At 65.5% G+C, this 21,383-nt stretch carries 20 protein-coding genes; 13 read left to right on the forward strand and 7 right to left on the reverse strand.

Translation table 11 applies throughout. The features are described 5' to 3' along the window. Positions 1–38: 38 nt before the first annotated feature. The 3 genes from I8N54_RS09445 (at position 39) to I8N54_RS09455 (ending at position 4,630) form a co-directional block, all read left to right on the forward strand. Positions 39–1,052 (forward strand): hypothetical protein, encoded by a 1,014-nt coding sequence (locus tag I8N54_RS09445; RefSeq protein WP_140192803.1) that lies wholly within the window; start codon positions 39–41, stop codon positions 1,050–1,052. Positions 1,053–1,153: 101 nt separating this feature from the next. Next, on the forward strand, positions 1,154–3,694 hold the full coding sequence (locus tag I8N54_RS09450) for a glycosyltransferase family 2 protein (protein ID WP_140192802.1): 2,541 nt from the start codon (positions 1,154–1,156) through the stop codon (positions 3,692–3,694). 186 nt (positions 3,695–3,880) lie between these two features. Beyond that, positions 3,881–4,630 (forward strand): helix-turn-helix transcriptional regulator, encoded by a 750-nt coding sequence (locus I8N54_RS09455; RefSeq protein ID WP_140192801.1) that lies wholly within the window; start codon positions 3,881–3,883, stop codon positions 4,628–4,630. A gap of 448 nt (positions 4,631–5,078) precedes the next feature. Here I8N54_RS09455 and tsf read toward each other — a convergent pair whose 3' ends face one another. The 3 genes from tsf to I8N54_RS09470 form a co-directional block, all read right to left on the reverse strand. Continuing rightward, on the reverse strand, positions 5,079–5,954 hold the full coding sequence (gene tsf / locus I8N54_RS09460; protein WP_140192800.1) for a translation elongation factor Ts: 876 nt from the start codon (positions 5,952–5,954) through the stop codon (positions 5,079–5,081). Between the two features lie 77 nt (positions 5,955–6,031). Further along, positions 6,032–6,907: a 30S ribosomal protein S2 gene (gene rpsB / locus I8N54_RS09465; RefSeq protein WP_140192799.1), complete on the reverse strand. Its 876-nt coding sequence runs from the start codon at positions 6,905–6,907 to the stop codon at positions 6,032–6,034. 164 nt (positions 6,908–7,071) lie between these two features. Then, positions 7,072–8,409 (reverse strand): HupE/UreJ family protein, encoded by a 1,338-nt coding sequence (locus I8N54_RS09470; RefSeq protein WP_140192798.1) that lies wholly within the window; start codon positions 8,407–8,409, stop codon positions 7,072–7,074. 451 nt (positions 8,410–8,860) lie between these two features. On the opposite strand from I8N54_RS09470, the gene I8N54_RS09475 reads away from it, so the two are divergent. From I8N54_RS09475 to I8N54_RS09490, 4 genes are all read left to right on the forward strand, one after another. Further along, on the forward strand, positions 8,861–9,757 hold the full coding sequence (locus I8N54_RS09475; RefSeq protein ID WP_140192797.1) for a PfkB family carbohydrate kinase: 897 nt from the start codon (positions 8,861–8,863) through the stop codon (positions 9,755–9,757). Beyond that, complete coding sequence (locus I8N54_RS09480; protein ID WP_140192796.1) at positions 9,754–10,668, forward strand: pseudouridine-5'-phosphate glycosidase; 915 nt, start codon at positions 9,754–9,756, stop codon at positions 10,666–10,668. Before I8N54_RS09475 ends, I8N54_RS09480 begins: the two co-directional genes overlap by 4 nt. Before the next feature lie 83 nt (positions 10,669–10,751). After that, positions 10,752–11,534 carry a DUF502 domain-containing protein gene (locus I8N54_RS09485; RefSeq protein WP_140192795.1) on the forward strand — a complete coding sequence of 261 codons (783 nt, stop codon included), beginning with the start codon at positions 10,752–10,754 and terminating at the stop codon, positions 11,532–11,534. Between the two features lie 10 nt (positions 11,535–11,544). Beyond that, complete coding sequence (locus I8N54_RS09490) at positions 11,545–12,150, forward strand: LysE/ArgO family amino acid transporter (RefSeq protein WP_140195512.1); 606 nt, start codon at positions 11,545–11,547, stop codon at positions 12,148–12,150. Here the strand turns inward: I8N54_RS09490 and I8N54_RS09495 are convergent. Next, a complete protein-coding gene (locus I8N54_RS09495; RefSeq protein ID WP_140192794.1) occupies positions 12,143–13,165 on the reverse strand; it encodes a patatin-like phospholipase family protein in 1,023 nt (340 codons plus the stop codon). The two genes, I8N54_RS09490 and I8N54_RS09495, sit on opposite strands and share 8 nt — an antisense overlap. After that, positions 13,166–13,939 (reverse strand): 3-hydroxybutyrate dehydrogenase, encoded by a 774-nt coding sequence (locus tag I8N54_RS09500; protein WP_140192793.1) that lies wholly within the window; start codon positions 13,937–13,939, stop codon positions 13,166–13,168. A gap of 466 nt (positions 13,940–14,405) precedes the next feature. Between I8N54_RS09500 and I8N54_RS09505 the strand changes: the two genes are divergently transcribed. The 4 genes from I8N54_RS09505 (at position 14,406) to I8N54_RS09520 (ending at position 17,268) form a co-directional block, all read left to right on the forward strand. Continuing rightward, a complete protein-coding gene (locus tag I8N54_RS09505) occupies positions 14,406–16,223 on the forward strand; it encodes an extracellular solute-binding protein (RefSeq protein WP_140192792.1) in 1,818 nt (605 codons plus the stop codon). 150 nt (positions 16,224–16,373) lie between these two features. Then, on the forward strand, positions 16,374–16,607 hold the full coding sequence (locus I8N54_RS09510) for a hypothetical protein (protein WP_140192791.1): 234 nt from the start codon (positions 16,374–16,376) through the stop codon (positions 16,605–16,607). Between the two features lie 53 nt (positions 16,608–16,660). After that, a complete protein-coding gene (locus I8N54_RS09515; protein WP_140192790.1) occupies positions 16,661–17,008 on the forward strand; it encodes a hypothetical protein in 348 nt (115 codons plus the stop codon). Positions 17,009–17,049: 41 nt separating this feature from the next. Then, positions 17,050–17,268: a hypothetical protein gene (locus tag I8N54_RS09520; protein WP_140192789.1), complete on the forward strand. Its 219-nt coding sequence runs from the start codon at positions 17,050–17,052 to the stop codon at positions 17,266–17,268. A 39-nt stretch (positions 17,269–17,307) separates the two neighbouring features. Here I8N54_RS09520 and I8N54_RS09525 read toward each other — a convergent pair whose 3' ends face one another. After that, positions 17,308–17,931, reverse strand: coding sequence for a helix-turn-helix domain-containing protein (locus I8N54_RS09525; RefSeq protein WP_140192788.1), 624 nt, complete (start codon positions 17,929–17,931; stop codon positions 17,308–17,310). A gap of 64 nt (positions 17,932–17,995) precedes the next feature. Here I8N54_RS09525 and I8N54_RS09530 point away from each other — a divergent pair, with 64 nt between their 5' ends. Together I8N54_RS09530 and I8N54_RS09535 are read left to right on the forward strand one after the other, a co-directional pair. After that, positions 17,996–18,649, forward strand: a complete 654-nt coding sequence (locus I8N54_RS09530; RefSeq protein ID WP_197097438.1) for a DsbA family oxidoreductase — start codon at positions 17,996–17,998, stop codon at positions 18,647–18,649. A 94-nt stretch (positions 18,650–18,743) separates the two neighbouring features. Beyond that, the gene (locus tag I8N54_RS09535; RefSeq protein WP_140192786.1) at positions 18,744–19,976 is read left to right on the forward strand and encodes a multidrug effflux MFS transporter; all 1,233 of its coding nucleotides are present in this window, start codon (positions 18,744–18,746) and stop codon (positions 19,974–19,976) included. On the opposite strand, the gene ntrX is transcribed toward I8N54_RS09535, so the two are convergent. Then, positions 19,973–21,370: a nitrogen assimilation response regulator NtrX gene (gene ntrX / locus I8N54_RS09540; RefSeq protein ID WP_140192785.1), complete on the reverse strand. Its 1,398-nt coding sequence runs from the start codon at positions 21,368–21,370 to the stop codon at positions 19,973–19,975. The two genes, I8N54_RS09535 and ntrX, sit on opposite strands and share 4 nt — an antisense overlap. Positions 21,371–21,383: the final 13 nt, after the last annotated feature.

Raw genomic sequence — 21,383 nt, forward strand, 5'->3', positions numbered from 1 at the left:
GTATAATCCGTATTATGTAAAATTTATAGGTGGGGACCATGCGGCGTTTGAAGCACCGCTTCGGCAAGTATGCTCGCAAATCCGGTGCAAAGCCGGGTTTGCAGCATCCCTACGGCCTCGAAGTGACGTGCCATCACATGCCCGACTGGTCCGAGCAGATCGTGCAGGACTGGTTCGCCAACCGCGCCGCGCCGTCCCGAACCAGCGGTGATCGTTCGATCCACATCCAGCGCCCCGGTGTCGAGGCCCGAGAGCTGAAGATCAAGGGTGCAGGATTTCGCGGAGGCCCGATCCGGTTCGGCAAGCTCCTCAACCGTGGCCCCGTCTTCCCGCAGTTCGATTACGACGGCCGGCGCATGCTCGACATCGCATCGAGCCACGACGGCGCCTACGAAGGCGGCGCCTCCATGCAGCAAGCGGTCACCGAGTGGCGCGTGTCGCGCGAGCTCGAAACTCTCGGCTACGACGTCGTGCCGTGCCTGGGCTACGGCTCGGTCACGGACGGCACGCACCGGAGCTGGTTCAGCGTGTTCGACTGGGACACCAGCTGGCTCGACAACCTCGATCCACCGAACGGGTCACCGGAAATCTACCAGGACCTCGCGTTGCGCTCGGGTGAGCTGACTTTGGAGCTGGCGATCAAGCACGACCTGATCGGCTTCAGCTGGCTGGTGCGCGACGCGGACGGCCGGAAGATGCTGAAGGATCTTCACCCGTTCCGGCGTGCTGACGAGATCAACGTCTCCCGCGTGTCGTGGGTCATGCAGACCGTCTTCGCCTTGCATATCAACGCGCTCGCCAAGTCGGTCTTTGCCCGCAACTGGTACGGCGAGGACGCCTTGCCGGACGCGCCGCTCTGGCCGTTGTGGGCCGCCTGCCCCGACTACACGCGTGACGAATGGGACAAGCTGCGGTTCTCCCTCGTGGCGAAGTTCATGATCACGGACCCGGAGGACTTCTCCGCGGAGAGCCTCCAGACGCGCCTTGAAACTGATCGACTGACGCGACGCCTTCTTGAGCTCTGCCCGGAGAAATTCGCGGGCAGCCCGTAAGCTTCGGACGGCGAGAAACACTACATCGGGCAAGGGTTTGAAAACCTGTTCTGTTTTGCGCCCCTATTGACCTAAGGTCATGCAGGCACAGAAGGGCTCGCATGGAACTTCAGCACGGCATTCTTCGCGAGGCAGAACCTGGCACTCAGAAGATTATTCTCGCGTTTTCATTTCGTTACGATGCACACCTCATCCCGCCCTTCCTCGAGAATCTCGGCCCCTCGGTGCACGAATGGGTTGCCCTCGACGACCGAGTCGCCAACGAACACCTGACCGACGAGCGTATCCGGAGGAGCCGTCTTCTCGCGGCCTGCCGTGATCGTGGCGCGGACTGGATCCTTGCCGCCGATCCCGACGAGCGTTTCGAGGACCGTCTGAAGAGCCACATCACACGGCTCGCGCGGCCCGAGAAGGACGTCATCTGGTCGTTCCACCTGCGCGAGATGTACAGCCCCACGGCCTGGCGGTCCGATGGTCTCTGGGGGCGCAAGCAACGGCCGAGCCTCTATCCCATCACGCCCGACGCCGAGGTGTCGACCACCACGCTACACGGTCACTGGTTCAGCTACGACACGCCGAAACCGGCGCGGCGCAGCGGACTCGCCTTCTACCACTTGCGGATGATCGATCCGGAGCGCCGCCGGCTGAGGCGCGCGCTCTATGCCACCGCCGATCCCGACCGGGTCTTTCAGGAGATCGGGTATGATTACCTCGACGACGAGCGAACGCTCACGTTGGAAGAAATCGCGCCAGAGAATGCCTATACCCCCTTGCATGAAGAGGACGGCGGCCTCTGGGCCCCCTCCCCCGAGGCGCTCGGAACGCCGACGCGGGACCGGAACTGGAACCGCTTCGCGATGGCGCGGCGCTACAACCAACCCGGTGACGCGGCGGTGCGCAGCCTGCTGGCTGACGATATCTTAGCTGAGGGAGACGCGGAGGGTGACCCCGACGCGCGGCGCATCGCCGCCGCGCAGAAGGCCCGCGCGGGGGACCTGACGGCAGCCATCGAGATGCTCGAGCAAGCCGGCGAGAGCGCGGCAAAGCGGTTCTGGCTCAGCCGGCTTCGCGCGCGGATGGGCGCGCGGTCCGAAGCCCTTGCCGACGCGCAACGCGCGCTGGAGCTTGCCCCGTCGTCCGACACGTTGCGCAAACAAGTCGTGCGACTGAGTACGGGCCCAACGGACTTCGCGGACGACCGGGCGCTCTGGCGGCAGTGGATCAGCGGCGCGGCGACGATCCGCGAAGGCAGCCGTGTCCGGACAGATGCGCCGATCACGGCCGTGGTGATCGGCTACCGCGCGCCGCCCGACCTCGCGACCGCCGTGCGGAGCCTGGTCACGCAGGATGAGCCGGCTGAGATCGTCGTGGTGAACAGCGGGGGCGGATCTCCCGACCGGGTGCTCGGCGAACTCGTCGACCAGGTGCGCCTGATCGCGGTGGAAGAACGCCTTTTCGTCGGAGCCGCCCGCAATATCGGGATCGACGCCAGCACCGCGCCGGTTGTCGCCTTCCTCGCCTCGGACTGCGCCGCCGAGCCCGGCTGGGTCTCCGGCCGGCTCGTCCGGCACGCGACGGCTCCGGCGACCGGCAGCGCGGTCATCGCCCATGATCCGCACAACCCGGCAAGCCTCGTCGGGAGCGTGTGGATGCACTGGCGACGCTGGCCGAATACCGAGGACGAGGCCCACGAACCCTATGGCCTCTCCTACGACCGGTGGCTGTTCGGCTCCCTGGGATATTTCTCATCTCACCTTCGCGTGGCCGAGGATACGGCGTTCAATCGGCGGGTCCACCAGCGGTTCGACATCGACTGGTCACCTGAGATCGTCACGACCCATCGCTACGCCCGGTCATTGCCCGGCATCGCGTGGGACATTTTCAAGCGCGGGCGACGGCGCGCGGCGGACGAATTCGCCAGCATTCAGGCGACCGGCAAGGAGCGCTGGCCGGAGCTGAAACGGCGTCGGCGTATCCGGCACATGAACTCGCGTCGCCAGTCGTTCCGGATGGCGGGTGTCGGTCGGCTAAAGCAGATGGTCGTGCGGCAGATGATCCGCGTCGTCTCCTGGGCCGATGTCGCGGGCCTGCTGTCGGCGGCGCGCAAGACCCGGACGGCCGGACAGCTCGCCGCGCAGGCGGAGCAGATTGTCGACCGGGATCCCGCTGGCGCCCTGCGTCACGTGAGCGAGGCGCGGCGCCTCTGTCCGCAGGTGCCGCGCTTCCGGTTGCAAGAGACACGGACCCTTGCGCGCCAAGTGCCGCCCTGCCCGACCGAGACGCTGGTCGAGGCTTACCAGGTCGCCGCAGGTCTGGTCCCGAACGACCCGACGGCGGCGATTGAGCTCTATCAGCATTTGCTGGATCGATCTGAGGCCGCGACCGCGCTGTCGGTGGCGGAGCGCAACTGGCAGATGGCCCCGCATCTGTCCGCCCACGCGATCGGTGCCGCGCGTGCGGCGATGACCATCGGGTCGTGGGACATCGCGCGGCTCTATGTCGAGTTGGCGCTGATGACCTCGCCCTGGAACCCTGAGGGCCACAGCTTGGCCGCACGGTTGCACGAGCGAAGCGGCGATCTGACCGCGATGAAGTTGCGGCGCGAGGCTGCGCTTGGGCTGGCGATCAAGGCCGAGGCCTGAGCGCACAAAGCGACATGAATATCAGATCCGTGCGCTCCTGCGTCGCATGACGCAAGAAAAACACGGGGTTTTAGCAAGTCAGGTATTCAATACCTTTTGACCGGATGGTCAAATCCCCCTAAGCATTTGCGCAAGGTGCCGCGCACCGGTCGGACGCGGCGGCAGCCGAAGTCGAGGGACCTAACCATGAGCAAGTTGATCGAATATCTCGAGGCGCTGACCAACGCCACGACGGTGCAGGACGCTTGGGAACTGCACGTCGAGAAAATGGCAAGTTACGGCTTCGACCGTCTGCTCTACGGGTTCACGCGCTATCGATCACGCGGCTCTCTCGGCGATCCGCAGGACTGGATCGTCCTGACGAACCACTCGGCCGAATACATGGACGTCTTCATCGACGAAGGTCTCTATTTCCACGCACCGATGGTCCGCTGGGCGCTCGAGAACAACGGTGCCTGCTCGTGGCGCTGGATCGCGGAGCCCGGCAACCTGACCGCCGCCGAAGAGCGTGTGGTCGAGTTCAACCGCTCCATGGGCGTGACCTGCGGCTACACGATCAGCTTCCGCTCGGTGTCGGAGCGGACCAAGGGGGCCATCGCGCTGACCGGAACGCGCGACATGAGCCAGCAACAGGTTGAGGAGATCTGGGCCGAACACGGGTCCGACCTCGTGGTGATGAACAACGTCGCTCACCTCAAGCTGCTGTCCCTGCCCTACGCCGGGTCGCGCACGCTCACCCGGCGGCAGAAGGAAGTGCTGCAGTGGGTCGGCGACGGCAAGACGACGCAGGATATCGCGCTGCTGCTCGGCCTCACGCCGGCGACCGTGGAGAAGCACCTGCGCCTCGCCCGCGAAGCGCTGGATGTTGAGACGACCGCCCAGGCGGTGCTCAAGGCGTCCTTCTACAACCAGATGTTCGTTCTCGAAGGCGCGTGAGCCTGAAAGCTTCGGCTTGTTGCGTGTTACGCGACGTCGAACGGCATGAAATTTCAGGTGGTATGGTTTCCCTGACTTTGCCTTACCAAAGGTAAATGGCACCTTTCACGTGTTCCGTGAGTGGTCGCCTTAGGCGAGGGAACAACGGCCTGTAACCCCTTGTAGATTAAAGGGCTCTGCCTGCCGACCGGGAAACCGGACGCTGGTTCCGCCGTGGAATTACCCCTCGGCGGGCCGGCACCAAATAGCAGGGTGCCTGTCCTGATCCATCCCCTGGATGCATCCCTGTCCCAACGGCGGCATCGTCACTCCCGAGGCGATGCCGCCACCCCTTCCCCGATCATGTTACAGGCGACCGAACCGCCCTGCCCTGCCATGTTACAGGTGGGCTGCCGGCACGAAAAAGGGCGCCCGAAGGCGCCCTTTCCGAACCGTGGTGCGAGAGGCTTCAGCCCTGAGCCGCTTTCGCGACTTCGGCGGCAAAATCCTCTTCCTTCTTCTCGATGCCTTCACCGACCTGCAGGCGAACGAACGCCTTGATCGTGGCGCCGGCTTCTTCGGCGGCCTTGGCAACGGTCAGGTCGGGGTTCACGACGAACTGCTGACCCAGCAGCGTGACCTCGGCCATGAACTTCTTCATGCGGCCTTCGATCATCTTCTCGATCACCTGCTCCGGCTTGCCGGACTCGCGGGCGATATCGATCTGGATCTGACGCTCTTTCTCGACCACGGCGGGGTCGAGATCGGCTTCGGACAGGGACGCCGGGTTGGCAGCGGCGATGTGCATCGCGACCTGCTTGCCGAACGCTTCGTCACCACCGTCGAGCGCGACGAGCACGCCGATGTTGCCCATGCCGGGGGCAGCCGCGTTGTGGACGTAGGAGGCGACCGTCTCGGCCTCGACCTTCGCCATGCGGCGGACCGACATGTTCTCACCGATCGTGGCGATCTTGTCGGTTACGGTGTCCTTCACGGACTTGCCGCCGAGATCGGTCTCGAGCAGCGTCTCGGTGTCGTTCACGGCCAGCGCGGCCTGGGCGATCTTGCCGACCATCTCCTGAAACTCGGAGTTCTTGGCGACGAAGTCGGTTTCGGCGTTCACCTCGACAGCGACACCAGTGCCGCCGTCAACGGCAACGGCGACGAGGCCCTCGGCCGCGGTCCGGCCGGATTTCTTGGCCGCCGTGGCCAGACCCTTGGTGCGCAGCCAGTCGACCGCGGCGTCCATGTCGCCGTCGGTTTCGGTCAGCGCCTTCTTGGCGTCCATCATGCCTGCGCCCGTGCTTTCGCGCAGTTGCTTCACCATCGCAGCGGTAACCGCCATGATCACTCTCCTTAAGACGTTAGGGGCGTCCGGGCGTGGCTACGCCCGAACGATGACATGTCAGTGACGGGTCCGGCTCAGGCGGACTCGGACTTTTCCTTGCTGTCCTTGTTGTCGAGATCGTAGGGCGCGTCCTCGGGCAGGGTCGAGGTGGCGTGCCCGGTCTCGACACCGGTGCTTTGAGCGGCGGCTTCGCTCTGCTCTTCGGCAAGCGTCTGCTCGGCAAGGGCTTCCATCTCGCCGAGGTCGACGCCGGCGGCGCCGAGCTGGGCGGACATGCCGTCAAGGGCGGCGCGGGCGGCGAGATCGCAGTAGAGCGAGATCGCACGCGCGGCGTCGTCGTTACCGGGGATGATGAAGTCCACGCCATCGGGCGAGCAGTTGGTATCGACGATCGCGACGACCGGGATGCCGAGCTTCTTGGCTTCGGCGATCGCCAGGTCTTCCTTGTTGACGTCGATGACGAACAGCAGGTCAGGAACGCCGCCCATCTCGCGGATACCACCGAGCGAGGCGGTCAGTTTGCCCTGCTCGCGCTCCATGCCGAGACGCTCTTTCTTGGTGAGACCCTCGAAGCCCTGATCGGCGGCCTCGTCGATCGCGCGAAGGCGGCCGATCGACTGGGAGACGGTCTGCCAGTTGGTCAGCGTGCCGCCGAGCCAGCGGTGGTTCATGTAGTACTGGGCGCACTTCTCGGCGGCCTCGGCGATCGGCTTCTGGGCCTGACGCTTGGTGCCGACGAACAGGACGCGGCCGCCCTTGGCGACGGTGTCGCGGATCACCTGCAGAGCCTGGTCCAGCAGCGGGACGGTCTGGGTGAGGTCCATGATGTGGATGCCGTTGCGGGCGCCGTAGATAAATTCGCCCATCTTCGGGTTCCAGCGCTGAGTCTGGTGGCCGAAGTGAACGCCAGCTTCCAGCAGCTGACGCATAGTGAACTCGGGAAGAGCCATACGTGTCGTTCCTTTTTCCGGTTTCAGCCTCGGCGGGGGATCAACCAAATGGTCAACCGGTGGACGGTCCGGGATGTCTCCCCGGATACGCCCGCCCCCGCCTGCGGGATTGAGTGGTGCCCCCTACTCTGCCCTCGCGCTCAATGCAAGGGCAAAACCGCCGCTCAGAGAAGCGTGCGCTCCACGACCCACCAGGTCCCGATCAGCGCGATCAGGATAGAGGCGGGCCGCGCGACGACGGCCTCGTAAGGCATTTCGGTGTCGGTCGCCGTCGAGGCGGCGCAGAGGCCGAGCAGGATCGCAACCGCCGCGAACAGCGGGACGAGGTCGCCGGTGCTGCCGACGTTGGGCAGGATGACCGCAGCCACCGGGATAACGGCGAGCGCCAGCAGCAGGTAGATCGCGGAGCCGAGGAGGTTCGTGCGCCCCTCCTCTTCGCCGCTGACGGCGACACGGGTGATCATGAAGGCAACCGCGATGACGGCGAGCTGGCCGATTTCCACCCCGACGTTGAAACCGATGAGTGCGGGGACGAATCCGCTGTCGGGCAGGCCATAGTCGGCAAGAACGCTGGCGAAGCCGAGGCCGTGCAACAGCCCGAAGCCGAAGACCACGAACGGTCGCCAGAGCGAGAGCGACCCCTCGCGGTAGATGTTCTCGACCGCGACATAGACGATCGAGGCCGCGATGATCGGCTCGACCACGCTGGCCGGAACATTGACGATGTCGAGCGCGGCCAGCGCCAGCGTGATCGTATGCGCCACCGTGAAGGCCGACACCTGCCAGAGCAGCGTTCCGATCCGCGGGCTGAGCAGGAAGAGCCCGAGCACGAACAGGATGTGATCGTGACCAAGCGGCACGATATGGTCGATGCCGACGGGAATATAGTTGAGTAACGCCGCCATCCCTGTGACGGCGCTGCCGCCGGCGAGCGCGATCGGCGGGCTCATCGCGCCGCCTTCGAGGTAGCCGTCGTAGGGATCGCCCACGCCCTGCTGACGCAGGACCAGCGCACCAAGGCGCGGCGCCCAGCCGACTTCTGCTTCGCGCGCCCCGTCGGGAAGCGCGGCAGTGAAGGTGAAGCTGGAAGAGCGGGCCAGCTCGGTATCACCGACCTCGGGGACAATGACGTCGGTCAGTTCCAGCGGCAGCGGCTCCCCGCCCGGCACGCGCACCGTGATGTCGGCGGCGATCTGGTCCCACGCGGCGCGGAAACGCTCGGCCATCTCTTCGGGCGGCAGCGCGCGAAGCTCGTCGTAAAGCTCGGCATTCTCGGCGTCGTTCGTGTCCTCGAGCCCCTCGAGGTCGATTCCGGCGACGAAGCTTTCGATGTTGCCGGCGATGGCGAAGGACAGCGTGCCGTCCGACTGCGTCATGTCGCCGATCGAGGGCGTGACCTCGTGGGCCCGGGCGACGGACACCATGGTCATCCAGACGGCGAGCGCGACCGACAGAACGGCTGACAGCCGCACCCCTTTCGCGACCTGAACGAACTTGACCATGCGCCCCCTCACCCTCCTCATCGGCCTGCCGGCCGGCACCGTCTCGGCTCACGAATTCCGGCCTCAACCGGACGTTAACACGATTGCGATTGACGGTAAGTTGCGGGCTTGGCTTGTCAACGGACAGTTTCATGGCGGCCGGATTTCAGCGCCTTCGTTAACCGCTTAATTCCTCTAAAATTTTTTCTTCCGAGCCGTGGCCATCCGGTGGCCGACGGCACCCGCGTGGGCGGGCCGTCTTTGCACGACGCCGTCCCGCTGAACACCTGCGGTGCGCTTTGGGAGCCCTCCCTCCGGTCGGGCGGAACAAGGGGGCTGTCTGCCCCCTCTGGGCCTGCGGCCCATTCACCCCCGAGAATATTTGAAGCCCAAAGAAGGCCGGGTGACGCGCGCTGAAACCAGCTCGTGAGGCGTGATTGACCTGACCGTCGGGGCGGGCCAAAGAGACGGCATGGCCGCGACTCCGGATATCCTCTGCATCGGTGCCGTCCTCTGGGACGTCATCGGGCGCTCTGCCTCCACCATGCGGCTCGGCTCCGACGTGCCGGGTCGGATCACCCGGATCCCCGGTGGCGTGGCGATGAATATCGCGATGACGCTCACGCGGTTCGGGCTGCGGCCCGCTCTCCTGTCGGCCGTCGGGCGCGACGTGGAAGGCGATGCGCTGCTTGCCGAGGCGGAGGCGATGGGGATGGATGTCGGGCATGTCTACCGCTCCGATGACCTGCCCACCGATTGCTACATGGCGATCGAGGGCGCGAACGGCCTGATCGCCGCGATTGCCGATGCCCATTCTCTGGAGCGGGCGGGTGCGAAGATCCTCGCCGCGCTCGAAAACGGGGCGCTGGCATCCGTGGACGCGCCGTGGATCGGGTCCGTGGCCCTCGACGGCAACCTGACGGAGGAGCTGCTGCGCGACATCGCGACATCGGCGCTGTTCGCCGCCGCCGACATCCGCGTCGCGCCCGCTTCGCCCGGAAAGGCGCAACGGCTGCAACCCTTCGTCGGCCATCCCCGTGCGACGCTCTATGTCAATCTCGAGGAGGCCGGGCTGCTCTGCCACTGCAGTTTCGACAGCTCTGCCGACGCGGCCCGCGCCCTGGCAGAGCGCGGCACCGGTCGCGTGCTGGTCACCGACGGCGGACGCGACGCGAGCGCAGCCAAGGCCGGTGGCGCCTGCCACACCGCAACGCCGCCCGAAGTTCTGGTGACCCGTGTCACCGGCGCGGGCGACACATTCATGGCGGCCCACATCGCCGCCGAGCGCCGCGGCGCCGGCGATCGCGATGCGCTGGAGCAGGCGCTCCGCGCGGCCGCCGCCTTCGTATCCGGAGACACGCCCCAATGATCCAAACGCAAGACAGCGCCGAAGTCGCCGCCGCCCGCCGCGAGGGCAAGCCGCTCGTCGCGCTCGAGAGCACCATCATCACCCACGGCATGCCCTGGCCGCAGAACGTGGAAACCGCCCGCATGGTCGAGGCGACCGTCCGCGAGGCCGGCGCGGTGCCCGCCACGATGGCGGTGATCGACGGGGTGCTCCGGGTCGGTCTCGACGACGAGGTGCTCGACGGGTTCGCGCAGTCGGGCAACGTCGCAAAGCTGTCGCGCGCGGACATGGCCGCCTGCCTCGCCACCGGCGGGACCGGGGCGACGACCGTGGCGGCGACGATGATCGCGGCGCGGCAGGCCGGCATTCATGTCTTCGCCACCGGCGGCATCGGCGGCGTGCACCGCGGCGCCGAGACGAGCTTCGACATTTCCGCCGATCTCCAGGAGCTCGCCCGGACACCGGTCACCGTGGTGGCGGCGGGCGCCAAGGCGATCCTCGATCTGCCGAAGACCTACGAAGTGCTGGAGACGCTCGGCGTGCCGGTCATCGCCTACGGACAGGACACGCTGCCGGCCTTCTGGTCGGCGACGTCCGAGATCGCCGCACCGCTGCGGATGGACAGTGCCGAAGAGATCGCCCGCGCGCACGCGATGCGCGCCGCGCTCGGCCTCGACGGCGGCCAGTTGATCGCGAACCCGATCCCGGTCGACGACCAGATCGAGGCGGGCGTCCTCGCCCCGATCATCGCGCAGGCGCTTCAAGAAGCGGAAGAGCAACGCATCACCGCGAAAGCGGTGACGCCGTTCCTGCTCGACCGGCTCTATACCCTGACCGAGGGCAGGTCGCTGGTCGCCAACATTGCCCTCGTGCTGAACAATGCGCGCCTCGCCGCGGCCATTGCGAAACAATTGGGCGGCCTGCTCAAATAGCAGCCCCCGGCGCGTGGGCGTGCGTTGTTTTCAAGGGGGCGATCCATTAGATACGACTGGACGCGTTCCACGAAGGCACCAAATTGACAGAGCCCCAGTCCCCGGACCATCCTCCGAAGCCGCGCTTGCGCATCTTCGGCAGGCTTCTTGCCGGGCTTCGCAACAATCTGCTGACCGGGATCATCGTGATCGCGCCGGTCGGCCTGACGGTCTGGCTGATCTGGACAGTCGTCGGCTGGGTCGACGGGTTCGTCTGGCCATTCGTGCCCGCGTACTGGCACCCGACGGAGATCTTCAACCGCTCGCTCGGCCTCGTCGGCGAGGACCGGATCGAAGTGAACGTCCGCGGCCTCGGCGTCGTGGTCTTCGTGGTCTTCACCATCCTCGTCGGCTGGATCGCCAAGGGGCTGATCGGTCGCTCCTTCATCCGCTGGGGCGAGAGCATGGTCGGCCGCCTGCCGGTCGTCCGCTCGATCTACAACGGTGTGAAACAGATCGCCGAGACGGTCTTCGCCCAGTCCGAGACGAGCTTCGAGAAGGCCTGCCTGATCGAGTATCCGCGCAAGGGGATCTGGGCCGTCGGCTTCATCTCGACCAACACGCGTGGCGAGGTGCGCGAAAAGTCGACCGGGCAGGAGATGCTGTCGATCTTCCTGCCGACGACTCCGAACCCGACCTCCGGCTTCCTGCTGTTCCTGCCCAAGGACCAGGTGATCGAACTCGATATGTCGATCGAGGAAGCGGCCAAGCTCGTGATCTCCGCCGGGCTGGTCTACCCCGGCTCCCGCGACGAAGTGTTGCCGGAGGCTCTGGAGAAGGAGGCCGACCGCCTCGCCAAGACGAACCGGGAACACGAGAGGGCGTGACCCCGTGACGATGCTCGGGCCTGCGCTCACCGGCTTCCTCACCGGGTTCTCCCTCATCCTCGCCATAGGGGCGCAGAATGCCTTCGTGCTGCGGCAGGGTCTGTTGCGGACACATGTCTTCGAGCTATGCCTGCTCTGCGCTCTGTCGGACGCGCTTCTCATCACTGCCGGGGTGGCCGGGTTCGGCGCCATCACCGCTGCCCTGCCCATGCTGCCGACGATCATGACGCTGGGCGGCGCGGCCTTCCTGCTGGTCTACGGGGCGCTGCGGCTCAAGGCCGCGTGGGACGGAGACTACCACATGACGCTCACTGGCGGGTCGGCGCCACTTGCCGCGACGCTTGCGACCGGCGCGGCCTTCACCTGGCTCAACCCGCATGTCTACCTCGATACGCTTGGCCTCGTCGGGGCGGTCTCCACGCAATACGAGGCGCTCGGCCCCAAGACGGCTTTCGGGATCGGCGCGGTTACGGCGTCCTTCGTCTTCTTCTTCTCGCTCGGCTACGGGGCGCGGCTGCTGGCGCCGGTGATGACGTCCGCCCGCGCGTGGCGCTGGCTAGACATCGGGATCGGCATCGTGATGTGGGCGCTCGCCGCGAAGCTGCTCCTCAGCTGAACATCTCGCGCAGGTCGACCGTGCCGCGCTCGTTCAGGTCGCTCCAGTGCGCGTCGAGGAACTTCTCCGCCGCCTCGCGCCCCGCCGCCTTGAGACGGGCCAGCACGACCGGGGTCGGCACCATCTTCGTGGCGATGTTGAGCTCGTTCATCAGCATGTCGTCCGAGATCATGTGGACGAGCACTTCCTTCATCGCCCCCTTCTGCACCGCACCGTCCCCAAGCAGGCGATGGACGAAGGACACCGCCCGAAGCTCCCGCAGTAGCGAGGAGTTGAAGCTGATCTCGTTGATGCGGTTCTGGATCGCCTGCGGATAGGTCGGTACTTCCTCCCGGTAGAGCGGATTGATGTTCACGATCACCACGTCGTCGGGCAGGTGCCTGGCGTAGAGCGGGAACAGCGCCGGATTGCCGGTGTAGCCGCCGTCCCAGTAAGCCTCGCCGTCGATCTCGACCGCCTGGAACAGCGTCGGCAGACAGGCGGAGGCAAGCACGGCGTCCGCCGTGATCCCCTCGCCCGAGAAAACCCGGATCTTGCCGCTGCGCACGTTGGTCGCGCAGATATAGAGCTCCGGCCCGTCGGCCGCGCAGACATGGTCGAAGGCAAGCTCGGACAGGATGTGCCGCAGCGGGTTCTTGAAGACGGACCCGTAGACATAGGGCGACATCATCCGCGACGAGATATCGAACGCGGCGAATGCCGGCGAATACTCGATCGCCTTCGCCAACGCCGGCGCGGACGGCGCGAAGGCGTCGATCCAGGCCGTCAGCCGGTTGTCGGTGACCGCGCCGACCTGAGTCCAGAGCCAGTCGAGACGGGCGCGGGCGCCGTCATTGCCGTCCTCGACCAGCCCCGCCTTCAACGCTGCGGCATTGAGAGCGCCGGCCGAGGTGCCCGACATCGCGGCGATCTCGACCCGGCCATCCTCGAGCAGCCGGTCGAGCACACCCCAGGTGAAGGCGCCATGCGCCCCACCACCCTGCAGCGCGAGGTTGATGCGTTTCGGTTCAGCCACCTACCGCGCCGTCCAGCCGCCATCCATGCTGTGGGTCGTGCCCGTCATCTGCGCAGCATGGTCGGAGCAGAGGAACACCGCCAGCCCGCCGAGCTGCTCGAGCGTGGCGAACTCCTTCGAGGGTTGGCGATCCAGGATCACCTCGCGGATCGCCGTCTCGCGGTCCATGTCGTACTGCTTCATCGTATCGGGGATCTGGGCCTCGACGAGCGGTGTCATCACGTAGCCCGGACAGATCGCGTTCGCGGTGATCGGCTCCTCCGCCGTCTCGAGCGCGGTCACCTTGGTAAATCCGACGACCCCGTGCTTGGCCGCGACATAGGCCCCCTTGTAGGGAGAGGCCCGAAGGCCGTGGGCGGAGGAGATGTTGATCACCCTGCCCCACCCGGCCTTGCGCATCATCGGCAGCGCGGCCGCCGTGGTGTGAAAGACCGAGGACAGCATGATCGCGATGAGGGCGTCCCACTTCTCGACCGGGAACTCTTCGATCGGGGCGACATGCTGGATGCCGGCGTTGTTGACGAGGATGTCGCAGGTGCCCGCCTGTTCGACCAGCGCTCGGGCTTCCTCGCCTCTGGACAGGTCGCCCTTGATGTAGCGCGCGGTGACGCCGAATTCCTTGCCGACCTCCTCAGCCAGCGCGTGATCCTCGTCCCGGTCGGTGAAGGAGTTCAGCACGACATTCGCGCCCTCTGCGGCGAGCGCGCGCGCGACGCCGAGCCCGATGCCGGAGTTCGATCCCGTGACGACGGCGGTTTTCCCCTTGATGGACATGGCTCTGCTCTCTCCGAGGTCTGGACTGATTGATCACGCCGCCCGGTGGCCGGCTCTCGAAAGAGATAGTGCTGCGGGTGCGAACTCAGTTCAACCTCCCGCACCGCTCGCGGACTCGGCAAGTGTCCGCCAAGGCGTCGAAAGGCGGATTGCCGCTACGCGCCTCGCGGGCGATGACGCACGTCTCGCCGCACCGATTCTTCCGATGGATTTGCCGAGGGGATTCGCGCGCGCCGGGCGGAATTGCAGAAGCACGCTGCTTACCAATGCATCAAAGAAAAAAACGCCCGCACAAGGCGGGCGTTAAGTTATTGAGGCAGGTTTCATACAGGCAAGAAACCTATCGAGCAGTGCCCCCCTTATAAGCAATCTGCCGCGACTGTCCAAGGTAAAAGTTTGATAAGGCTGGCGGACGTCTCTACGCTCATCCTCAAGATCAACAGGGAGCAGAGGGATTGTCGCTGAAATGAGATCGCAGATTTTCGCCCGAACCGGGCTCGCCGCCATCGCCGTTTCGCTGACACTCGGCGTCACATCCGCCACCGCCGAGCCGGCCCACGGCATAGCTATGTACGGGGAGCCCGAGCTCCCACCGGATTTTGTGGCGCTCCCCTATGCCAACCCGGACGCACCCGTGGGCGGCCGGATCGTTGAGGCCAACGTCGGCACGTTCGATTCCCTCAATCCCTACATCCGCAAAGGCAACGTCCCCTGGCAGATCCGCTTCTACATCGGCGAGACGCTGATGGGCCGGTCGCTGGACGAACCCTTCACGCTCTACGGGCTGCTCGCCGAGTCGATCGAGACCGGACCGAATCGTGAGTGGGTCGAGTTCACGCTGCGCCCGGAGGCGGAGTTCTCCGATGGCTCACCCGTCACCGTCGAGGACGTGATCTGGTCGTTCGAGACGCTCGGGACCGAGGGCAACCCGCGCTACGCCTCCTTCTGGTCCGCCGTCGAGAGCCTGGAACAGACCGGCGAGCGCACCGTGCGCTTCACCTTCAACACCGACAACCGCGAGCTTGCGCTTCTGGCCGGTATGCGGCCGATCCTGAAGAAGGCGCAGTTCGAAGGGCTCGACTTCGCCGAGGAAGGCGACAGCGTCGTGCCGATCGCCTCCTCCCCCTACGTGATCGACGATTACGAGATGGGCCGCTTCGTCTCGCTGCGCCGCAACCCCGACTACTGGGGCTGGGATGTGCCGTTCCGCGCCGGCAGCTTCAACATCGAAGAATACCGGCTGGAATTCTTCGGCGATGAGACAGCCGCGTTCGAGGCCTTCAAGGCCGGCGAAGTCACCACGACGCGCGAGTTCAGCGGCGGTCGCTGGCAGACACAGTATGACTTCCCCGCCATCCAGTCGGGCGAATACGTCAAGGAAGAGATCGCGCACGAACGGCCGTCGGGGATGACCGGCTTCGTGATGAACACCCGCAACCCGCTGTTTCAGGACTGGCAGGTGCGCGAGGCGCTCATCACCGTCTTCAACTTCGAGTTCATCAACGACGCGATGACCGGCGGGGCACAGCCGCGCATCACCTCCTACTTCTCCAACTCGCCGCTTTCGATGGATCACGGCCCTGCCGAGGGCCGCGTGCTCGAGCTGCTGGAGCAATATTCCGACGACCTCCTGCCCGGCGCCATCGAAGGCTACGACCTGCCCGTCTCCGACGGCAGCGAGCGCAACCGCGCCGGCACCGCGCGTGCGCTGGAGCTGTTCGAAGAAGCTGGCTGGACCATCGAGGACGGCGTTATGCAGAACGAGGAAGGTGAACCCTTCGAGTTCGATATCCTTCTCGAACAGGGCGGCAGCGAGAATTCCTCGATCATCGACATGTACCTCCAGTCGCTGGAACGGGTCGGTATCGAGGCGTCCGTCACCACCGTGGACGATGCGCAATATACCGAGCGCACCGACCTCTACGACTTCGACATGACCTACTTCCGCCGGGCCCTGTCGCTGTCGCCGGGGACGGAGCAGTATCTCTACTGGGGCTCGGAATATGTCGACGAGGAAGCGGGCCGGAACCTGATGGGTGTCAGCTCGCCCGCCGTCGATGGCCTCGTGGATACGCTGCTGACCGCCACCGACAGCGAGGATTTCTATGCCGCTGCCAAGGCGCTGGACCGGGTGCTGACGACGGGCCGCTACGTGATCCCGATCTACCAGTGGAACGTCTCGTGGCTGGCCCATGACGCCGCGTTGAAGCACCCCGAGACGATCCCGATCATGGGCGACACGACGAACTGGCTCCCCGACTACTGGTGGTACGAGGAGGACTGATCCTCCCGCCCCTAGCACGATCGCGGCCCGCCTCCGACAAGGAGGCGGGCCGTTTCAATTGCAGCGATCGAGCGTCCGGTGAATTAACCGCCCCTTAAGGTCTGTGTGCTGGCATGTCCCCTGACAACGCGCAGCAGCGGAGGGGTTCTCATGTCCTGGACATCAGTCACGGCGGAGTGGCAGGTCTTCATACGCGCTTTCTGCGCCGCCTTCCCCCACCTCGACGGCGAGGCGCTCCGCCGCTTTCGCGGCGACCGTGCGAAGCTCGTAACCTATCTCTCCGAAGCTCACGACCTGACCGAGGCGGAGGCGTGCGAGACGCTGACCGACTGGTTCGACCTGAACGGGCCGCGGATTCTCGCCGAACTTGCCCGTGCGGCCTAGGAACCGGGACTCCGCGCGGGTGTTGGTCTTGCGAATGAACGGAGGACTACAACATGGAATGGCGTGAGGTTTCGTCGAACTGGACCGCTTTCGTCCCCAGCGTGCTGACCCGCTGGCCCGCGATCGAAGAAGAAGAGGCGCTGGATGTCGATGGTGACCGTGCGCGTCTGACCACGCTGGTCGCGAACCGCATGGCGATGAGCCAGGCAGTTGCCGACGGCGAAGTCACCGACTGGCTGATGGGCATGGCCCCGGCCGATACGATGATGGACGAAAGCCTGGACAATGCCCGGATCAGCGCATCCGCGGCGGACATTCCTCCGGGCGAGGACGTCTATTCCGAAGACGCCGAGTTCGGCGACGACAATGAAGCTGACCCGCCGGTGGGACGCACCGGTTGACCGAAGCCGCCGCACGCGGCGCAGAGGCAAAGGAGCAAGACATGAACTGGCAGGACATTACCCGTAATCCCGATCCCGTTGTCGAAGAGCTGCGGCAGCACTTCCCGGCGACAGATCCGGACGAAGTCCTCAAGACGGACAAAGAGCGCGCGGTTGAGAAGCTGGCCCGCGCCAATGATCTGACGCGCCGCGAGGCGCAGGTGGAACTGGACGACCTGATGTTCGCCACCGACCTTCGCCGCTATCGCCGCAAGGCGTGATCTGCGCTGCGCGGAAGGCTCTTCGAAGGGCCTTCCGCCCTACCCGACCGATGTCACCCAGAGGATCGTCGCATCGTCGGGGCTGATGGACACCACGTTGTGTCCCATCGCAGCGTCGTAATAGGCGCTGTCGCCGCGTCGCATGTCGACCGGCTCGTAGAATTCCGTGAACAGCCTGATCTGCCCGGTGAGGACGTAAAGGAACTCTTCCCCGTCGTGGCGGACCCAGCCATCGAACTCCTCGAAGGTTCTGGCCCGAATCCGCGCGTGGTAGGGTAACATCTTCTTCTGGCTCAGGCTTTCGGCCAGCAACTCGTGCTCGTAGGTCGTCGTGGCATGAGCCGCACCCTCGCCCGTCCGGGTCAGCGACATGCGCCCGTTGACGCGGCTGTCTGCCGGCGGCGTGAAGAGTTGCGGGATGGAGATGTCGAGCCCGGTCGCCAGCTTCTTCAGCGCGTCATAGGTCGGCGACATCTGACCGTTCTCGATCTTCGACAGCGTCGAGCGTGCCAGCCCGGCCTTCTTCGCAGCCTGCTCCAGCGTCCAGTCCCGCTCCTTGCGCAGGCCCCGCACACGCTCGCCTAGGTCCAGCGGCTGAACAGCCGCATCCGGTCCGCGAGAGCGGGTGACCCGAAGCAATGTGCCGTTGTCCCTGATCGTCATGAGCCGTCATAGGCGCAAATCCGCGAAGCTTGCAACCTGCGCCGCCGGAAGCTAGCGGTTGGCCATGACAGTCAAGCTCGACATCATCTCCGATCCCGTCTGCCCGTGGTGTTACATCGGCAAAACGAACCTCGACCGCGCGCTTGAGCGTGCCGGCAATCCGTTCGTCGTTGAATGGCACCCGTTCCAGCTCAACCCCGACATGCCCGCCGAGGGTATGAACCGGGCCGAGTATCTCACCGCGAAGTTCGGCGAGGGCTACGAGGACGCCTACCAGAACGTCCGCATCCAGGCCGCGCAGGCCGGGCTCGAGATCGACTTCGACGGCATCACCCGGATGCCCAACACGATCGACGCGCACCGCCTGATCCACTGGGCGGGGATCGAGGGGCGGCAGACCTTCGTCGTTCAGCGTCTGTTCGAGGCCTACTTCAAGGAACATCGCGACATCAGCGATCACGAGGTGTTGGCCGACATCGCCGACGCGGTCGAGATGGACGCCTCCGTCGTGCGCCGCCTGCTCGAATCCGACGCCGACATCGAGGATATCCGCAGCCGCGATGCCCACAGCCGTGAGATGGGCGTGACGGGCGTGCCGACCTTCATCGTCGGCCAGCGCCACGCCGTGCCCGGCGCACAGCCCGCCGATCTCTGGGCCAAGGTCATCACCGAGATCATGGAGAAAGAGGCCGAGGAGGCCACCGACGACGAGGGGTGAGCCCCCTTGGACCTCCGGCCAAGGTTGTCTAAGCAACTCCTAACGCCGGGCCATCCGAGTCCGACGGGATCCCTTGCCCTCGATCGGACAGCCCATGAAAGACTCCGCCCCCTCTTCCATCGACGACCGCCGACGCCTTCGCGAACCCGAGTTCATCGCGTTGATGGCGATGAGCTCCGCCGTCGTCGCCTTCTCCGTCGATGCCATGCTGCCGGCCCTGCCGAGCATTGCAGATGAACTGACGCCCGACGCGCCGAACCGTGCGCAGCTGATCGTCACCGCCTTCATCTTCGGCATGGGCCTCGGCACGCTGGTGGCCGGCCCGCTTTCCGACCGCTTCGGGCGCAAGCCTGTCTATCTTGGCGGCATCGCGCTCTACATCACCGGGGCGATCCTCGCCTGGTCGGCGCCGACGCTGGAGCTGATGCTGGCCGCGCGCCTCGTCCAGGGCCTCGGCGCGGCGGGGCCGCGTGTGGTCTTCATGGCAATGATCCGCGACCTCTACGCCGGACGCGCGATGGCGCGGATCCTGTCCTTCGTGATGATGTTCTTCACGCTGATCCCGGCGCTCGCGCCTCTGCTCGGCAACACCATCATCGAGCTGTTCGGCTGGCGCGCGACCTTCGTCGCGTTCGTCGTCTTCGCCATGACGGCAATGAGCTGGATGTTCCTGCGCCAGCCCGAAACGCTGCCGCCCGAGCGTCGCGCGCCGGTCAGCCCCAAGGCGCTGCTCTCGGCACTGAAGGAGATCTTCTCGACCCAGACCGCGCTGCTCGCCACCGTGGTTCAGACCTTCATCTTCGGGATGCTGTTCTCCAACATCTCCTCGACCCAGATGATCTTCGACCAGACTTACGGCTATGGCGACACGTTCCATCTCTGGTTCGGCGGCCTCGCCATCCTGGCGGCGAGCGGCAACGTCCTGAACGCGCAGGTGGTGGTGAAGACCGGCATGCGCGCCCTGATCCGCTGGGCGATGATGGGCCAGATCTTCTTCTCGACCGCGATGATCCTCGTGCTGTGGCTGCCGCTCCCGGCCTCGGTCGAGTTCCCGCTGTTCCTTATCTGGACGTGGAGCCTGTTCTTCCAGATGGGCCTGACCATCGGCAACCTGAACGCGCTCGCGCTGGAGCCGCTTGGCCATATCTCGGGGAGCGCGTCGGCGCTGATCTCGGCCGTATCGACCATCGGTTCCGTCATCATCGGCGCGACGGTGGGGCTCGCCTTCAACGGCACACCCCTGCCGCTCGCGCTCGCCACGCTGACCTTATCCTCGCTGTCCCTGTTCCTGACCACGAAGATCAAGCGGGACAGCGACCCGGATTAACCTTCGATATGGGCGACGCGCGCGCCCGACTTGTTCGAGGTGACGACGCCGAGCGACTTGAGCTTGCGGTGCAGCGCCGAGCGCTCCATCCCGACGAAGGCTGCGGTGCGGGAAATGTTGCCGCCGAAGCGATTGATCTGGGTGAGCAGGTATTCCCGCTCGAACAGCTCGCGCGCCTCGCGGAGCGGCAGCGTGGCGAGCCCGCCCGACAGCACCACCCGGTCGTCGTCGGAGCCGGTCCGCTCTTCCGTCGCAGGCAGTTCGCGGGCCGAGATCTCGCCCGTTCCTTCGCCGAGGATCAGCACCCGTTCGACGACGTTCTTCAGCTGGCGGACGTTGCCCGGCCAGATCATCGTCTGCAACAGCGCGCGCGCATCGTCGGCAAGACGGCGCAGCGGCAGGCCCTGCGACTTGTTGAACATCTCGATGAAGTGCTCGGCCAGCACAGGAATATCCTCACGCCGCTCTTCAAGAGAGGGCACGGCGATCGGCACGACGTTCAGACGGTGGAACAGCTCCTGACGGAAGTTTCCCGCTTCAATTTCGCCTTTCAAGTCCCTGTTTGTACTGGAGATTACCCGAATGTCGACTTGCACCTTGTCGCTGCCACCGACCCGCTGGAACTGCTGGTCGACGAGCACGCGAAGGATCTTGGACTGCGTGCCAAGCGGCATGTCCGCCACTTCGTCGAAGTAGATCACGCCGCCGTTCGCCTCTTCCAGCAGGCCGCGTTCGATCCCGCGTTCGCTGCTTTCGCGGCCGAACAGCACCTCTTCCATGCGCTCGGGCTCCACCGAGGCGGAGTTGACGCTGACGAAGGGCCCCTGCGCGCGGTTCGACTTGGCGTGGATGTAGCGGGCGGCCACTTCCTTGCCCGATCCGGCGGGGCCGGTCAGCATCACGCGGCCATTCGACTTGGTCACCTTGTCGAGGTTGCTCTTCAGCGTGCGGAAGGCGCCGCTGTCTCCGAGCAGCTCGGTCGCGCCCTGCTCGCTGCGCTTCAGCTCGAAATTCTCGCGGCGCAGGCGGGAGGTCTCCATCGCGCGCCGGATCACGACGAGAAGCTGGTCGATGTTGAACGGCTTCTCGATGAAGTCGTAGGCGCCGAGCTTGATGGCGGCGACCGCGGCTTCGATGTTGCCGTGGCCCGAGATGATGATGATCGGGATATCGGGGTGGTCTCGTTTCACGGACTTCAGGATCTCGATCCCGTCCATGTCGCTGTCTTTCAGCCAGATATCGAGGATCAGCAGCGCGGGCTGCGCCTTCGCCACCTCGGCCATGCACTGGTCGGAGGTGCCGGCCAGCCGGGTCGTGTAGCCCTCGTCATGCAGGATTTCCGCGACCAGTTCGCGGATGTCCCGTTCGTCGTCGGTTATGAGAATATCGCCCATCTTATTCTTTCTA

Origin of the sequence: Pelagovum pacificum, from assembly GCF_016134045.1 — a bacterium.
Classification (GTDB): Bacteria; Pseudomonadota; Alphaproteobacteria; order Rhodobacterales; family Rhodobacteraceae; genus Oceanicola; species Oceanicola pacificus_A.

Excerpts from the sequence above, each read along its gene's own strand:
- I8N54_RS09480 (WP_140192796.1), top strand. The coding sequence starts at position 9,754 with ATGATCCAAACGCAAGACAGCGCCGAAGTCGCCGCCGCCCGCCGCGAG.
- I8N54_RS09475 (WP_140192797.1), top strand. The coding sequence starts at position 8,861 with ATGGCCGCGACTCCGGATATCCTCTGCATCGGTGCCGTCCTCTGGGAC.
- I8N54_RS09445 (WP_140192803.1), top strand. The coding sequence starts at position 39 with ATGCGGCGTTTGAAGCACCGCTTCGGCAAGTATGCTCGCAAATCCGGT.
- I8N54_RS09500 (WP_140192793.1), bottom strand. The coding sequence starts at position 13,939 with ATGTCCATCAAGGGGAAAACCGCCGTCGTCACGGGATCGAACTCCGGC.
- I8N54_RS09535 (WP_140192786.1), top strand. The coding sequence starts at position 18,744 with ATGAAAGACTCCGCCCCCTCTTCCATCGACGACCGCCGACGCCTTCGC.
- I8N54_RS09455 (WP_140192801.1), top strand. The coding sequence starts at position 3,881 with ATGAGCAAGTTGATCGAATATCTCGAGGCGCTGACCAACGCCACGACG.
- I8N54_RS09505 (WP_140192792.1), top strand. The coding sequence starts at position 14,406 with ATGAGATCGCAGATTTTCGCCCGAACCGGGCTCGCCGCCATCGCCGTT.
- tsf (WP_140192800.1), bottom strand. The coding sequence starts at position 5,954 with ATGGCGGTTACCGCTGCGATGGTGAAGCAACTGCGCGAAAGCACGGGC.
- I8N54_RS09515 (WP_140192790.1), top strand. The coding sequence starts at position 16,661 with ATGGAATGGCGTGAGGTTTCGTCGAACTGGACCGCTTTCGTCCCCAGC.
- I8N54_RS09525 (WP_140192788.1), bottom strand. The coding sequence starts at position 17,931 with ATGACGATCAGGGACAACGGCACATTGCTTCGGGTCACCCGCTCTCGC.
- rpsB (WP_140192799.1), bottom strand. The coding sequence starts at position 6,907 with ATGGCTCTTCCCGAGTTCACTATGCGTCAGCTGCTGGAAGCTGGCGTT.
- I8N54_RS09470 (WP_140192798.1), bottom strand. The coding sequence starts at position 8,409 with ATGGTCAAGTTCGTTCAGGTCGCGAAAGGGGTGCGGCTGTCAGCCGTT.
- I8N54_RS09490 (WP_140195512.1), top strand. The coding sequence starts at position 11,545 with ATGCTCGGGCCTGCGCTCACCGGCTTCCTCACCGGGTTCTCCCTCATC.
- I8N54_RS09520 (WP_140192789.1), top strand. The coding sequence starts at position 17,050 with ATGAACTGGCAGGACATTACCCGTAATCCCGATCCCGTTGTCGAAGAG.
- ntrX (WP_140192785.1), bottom strand. The coding sequence starts at position 21,370 with ATGGGCGATATTCTCATAACCGACGACGAACGGGACATCCGCGAACTG.
- I8N54_RS09510 (WP_140192791.1), top strand. The coding sequence starts at position 16,374 with ATGTCCTGGACATCAGTCACGGCGGAGTGGCAGGTCTTCATACGCGCT.
- I8N54_RS09450 (WP_140192802.1), top strand. The coding sequence starts at position 1,154 with ATGGAACTTCAGCACGGCATTCTTCGCGAGGCAGAACCTGGCACTCAG.
- I8N54_RS09530 (WP_197097438.1), top strand. The coding sequence starts at position 17,996 with ATGACAGTCAAGCTCGACATCATCTCCGATCCCGTCTGCCCGTGGTGT.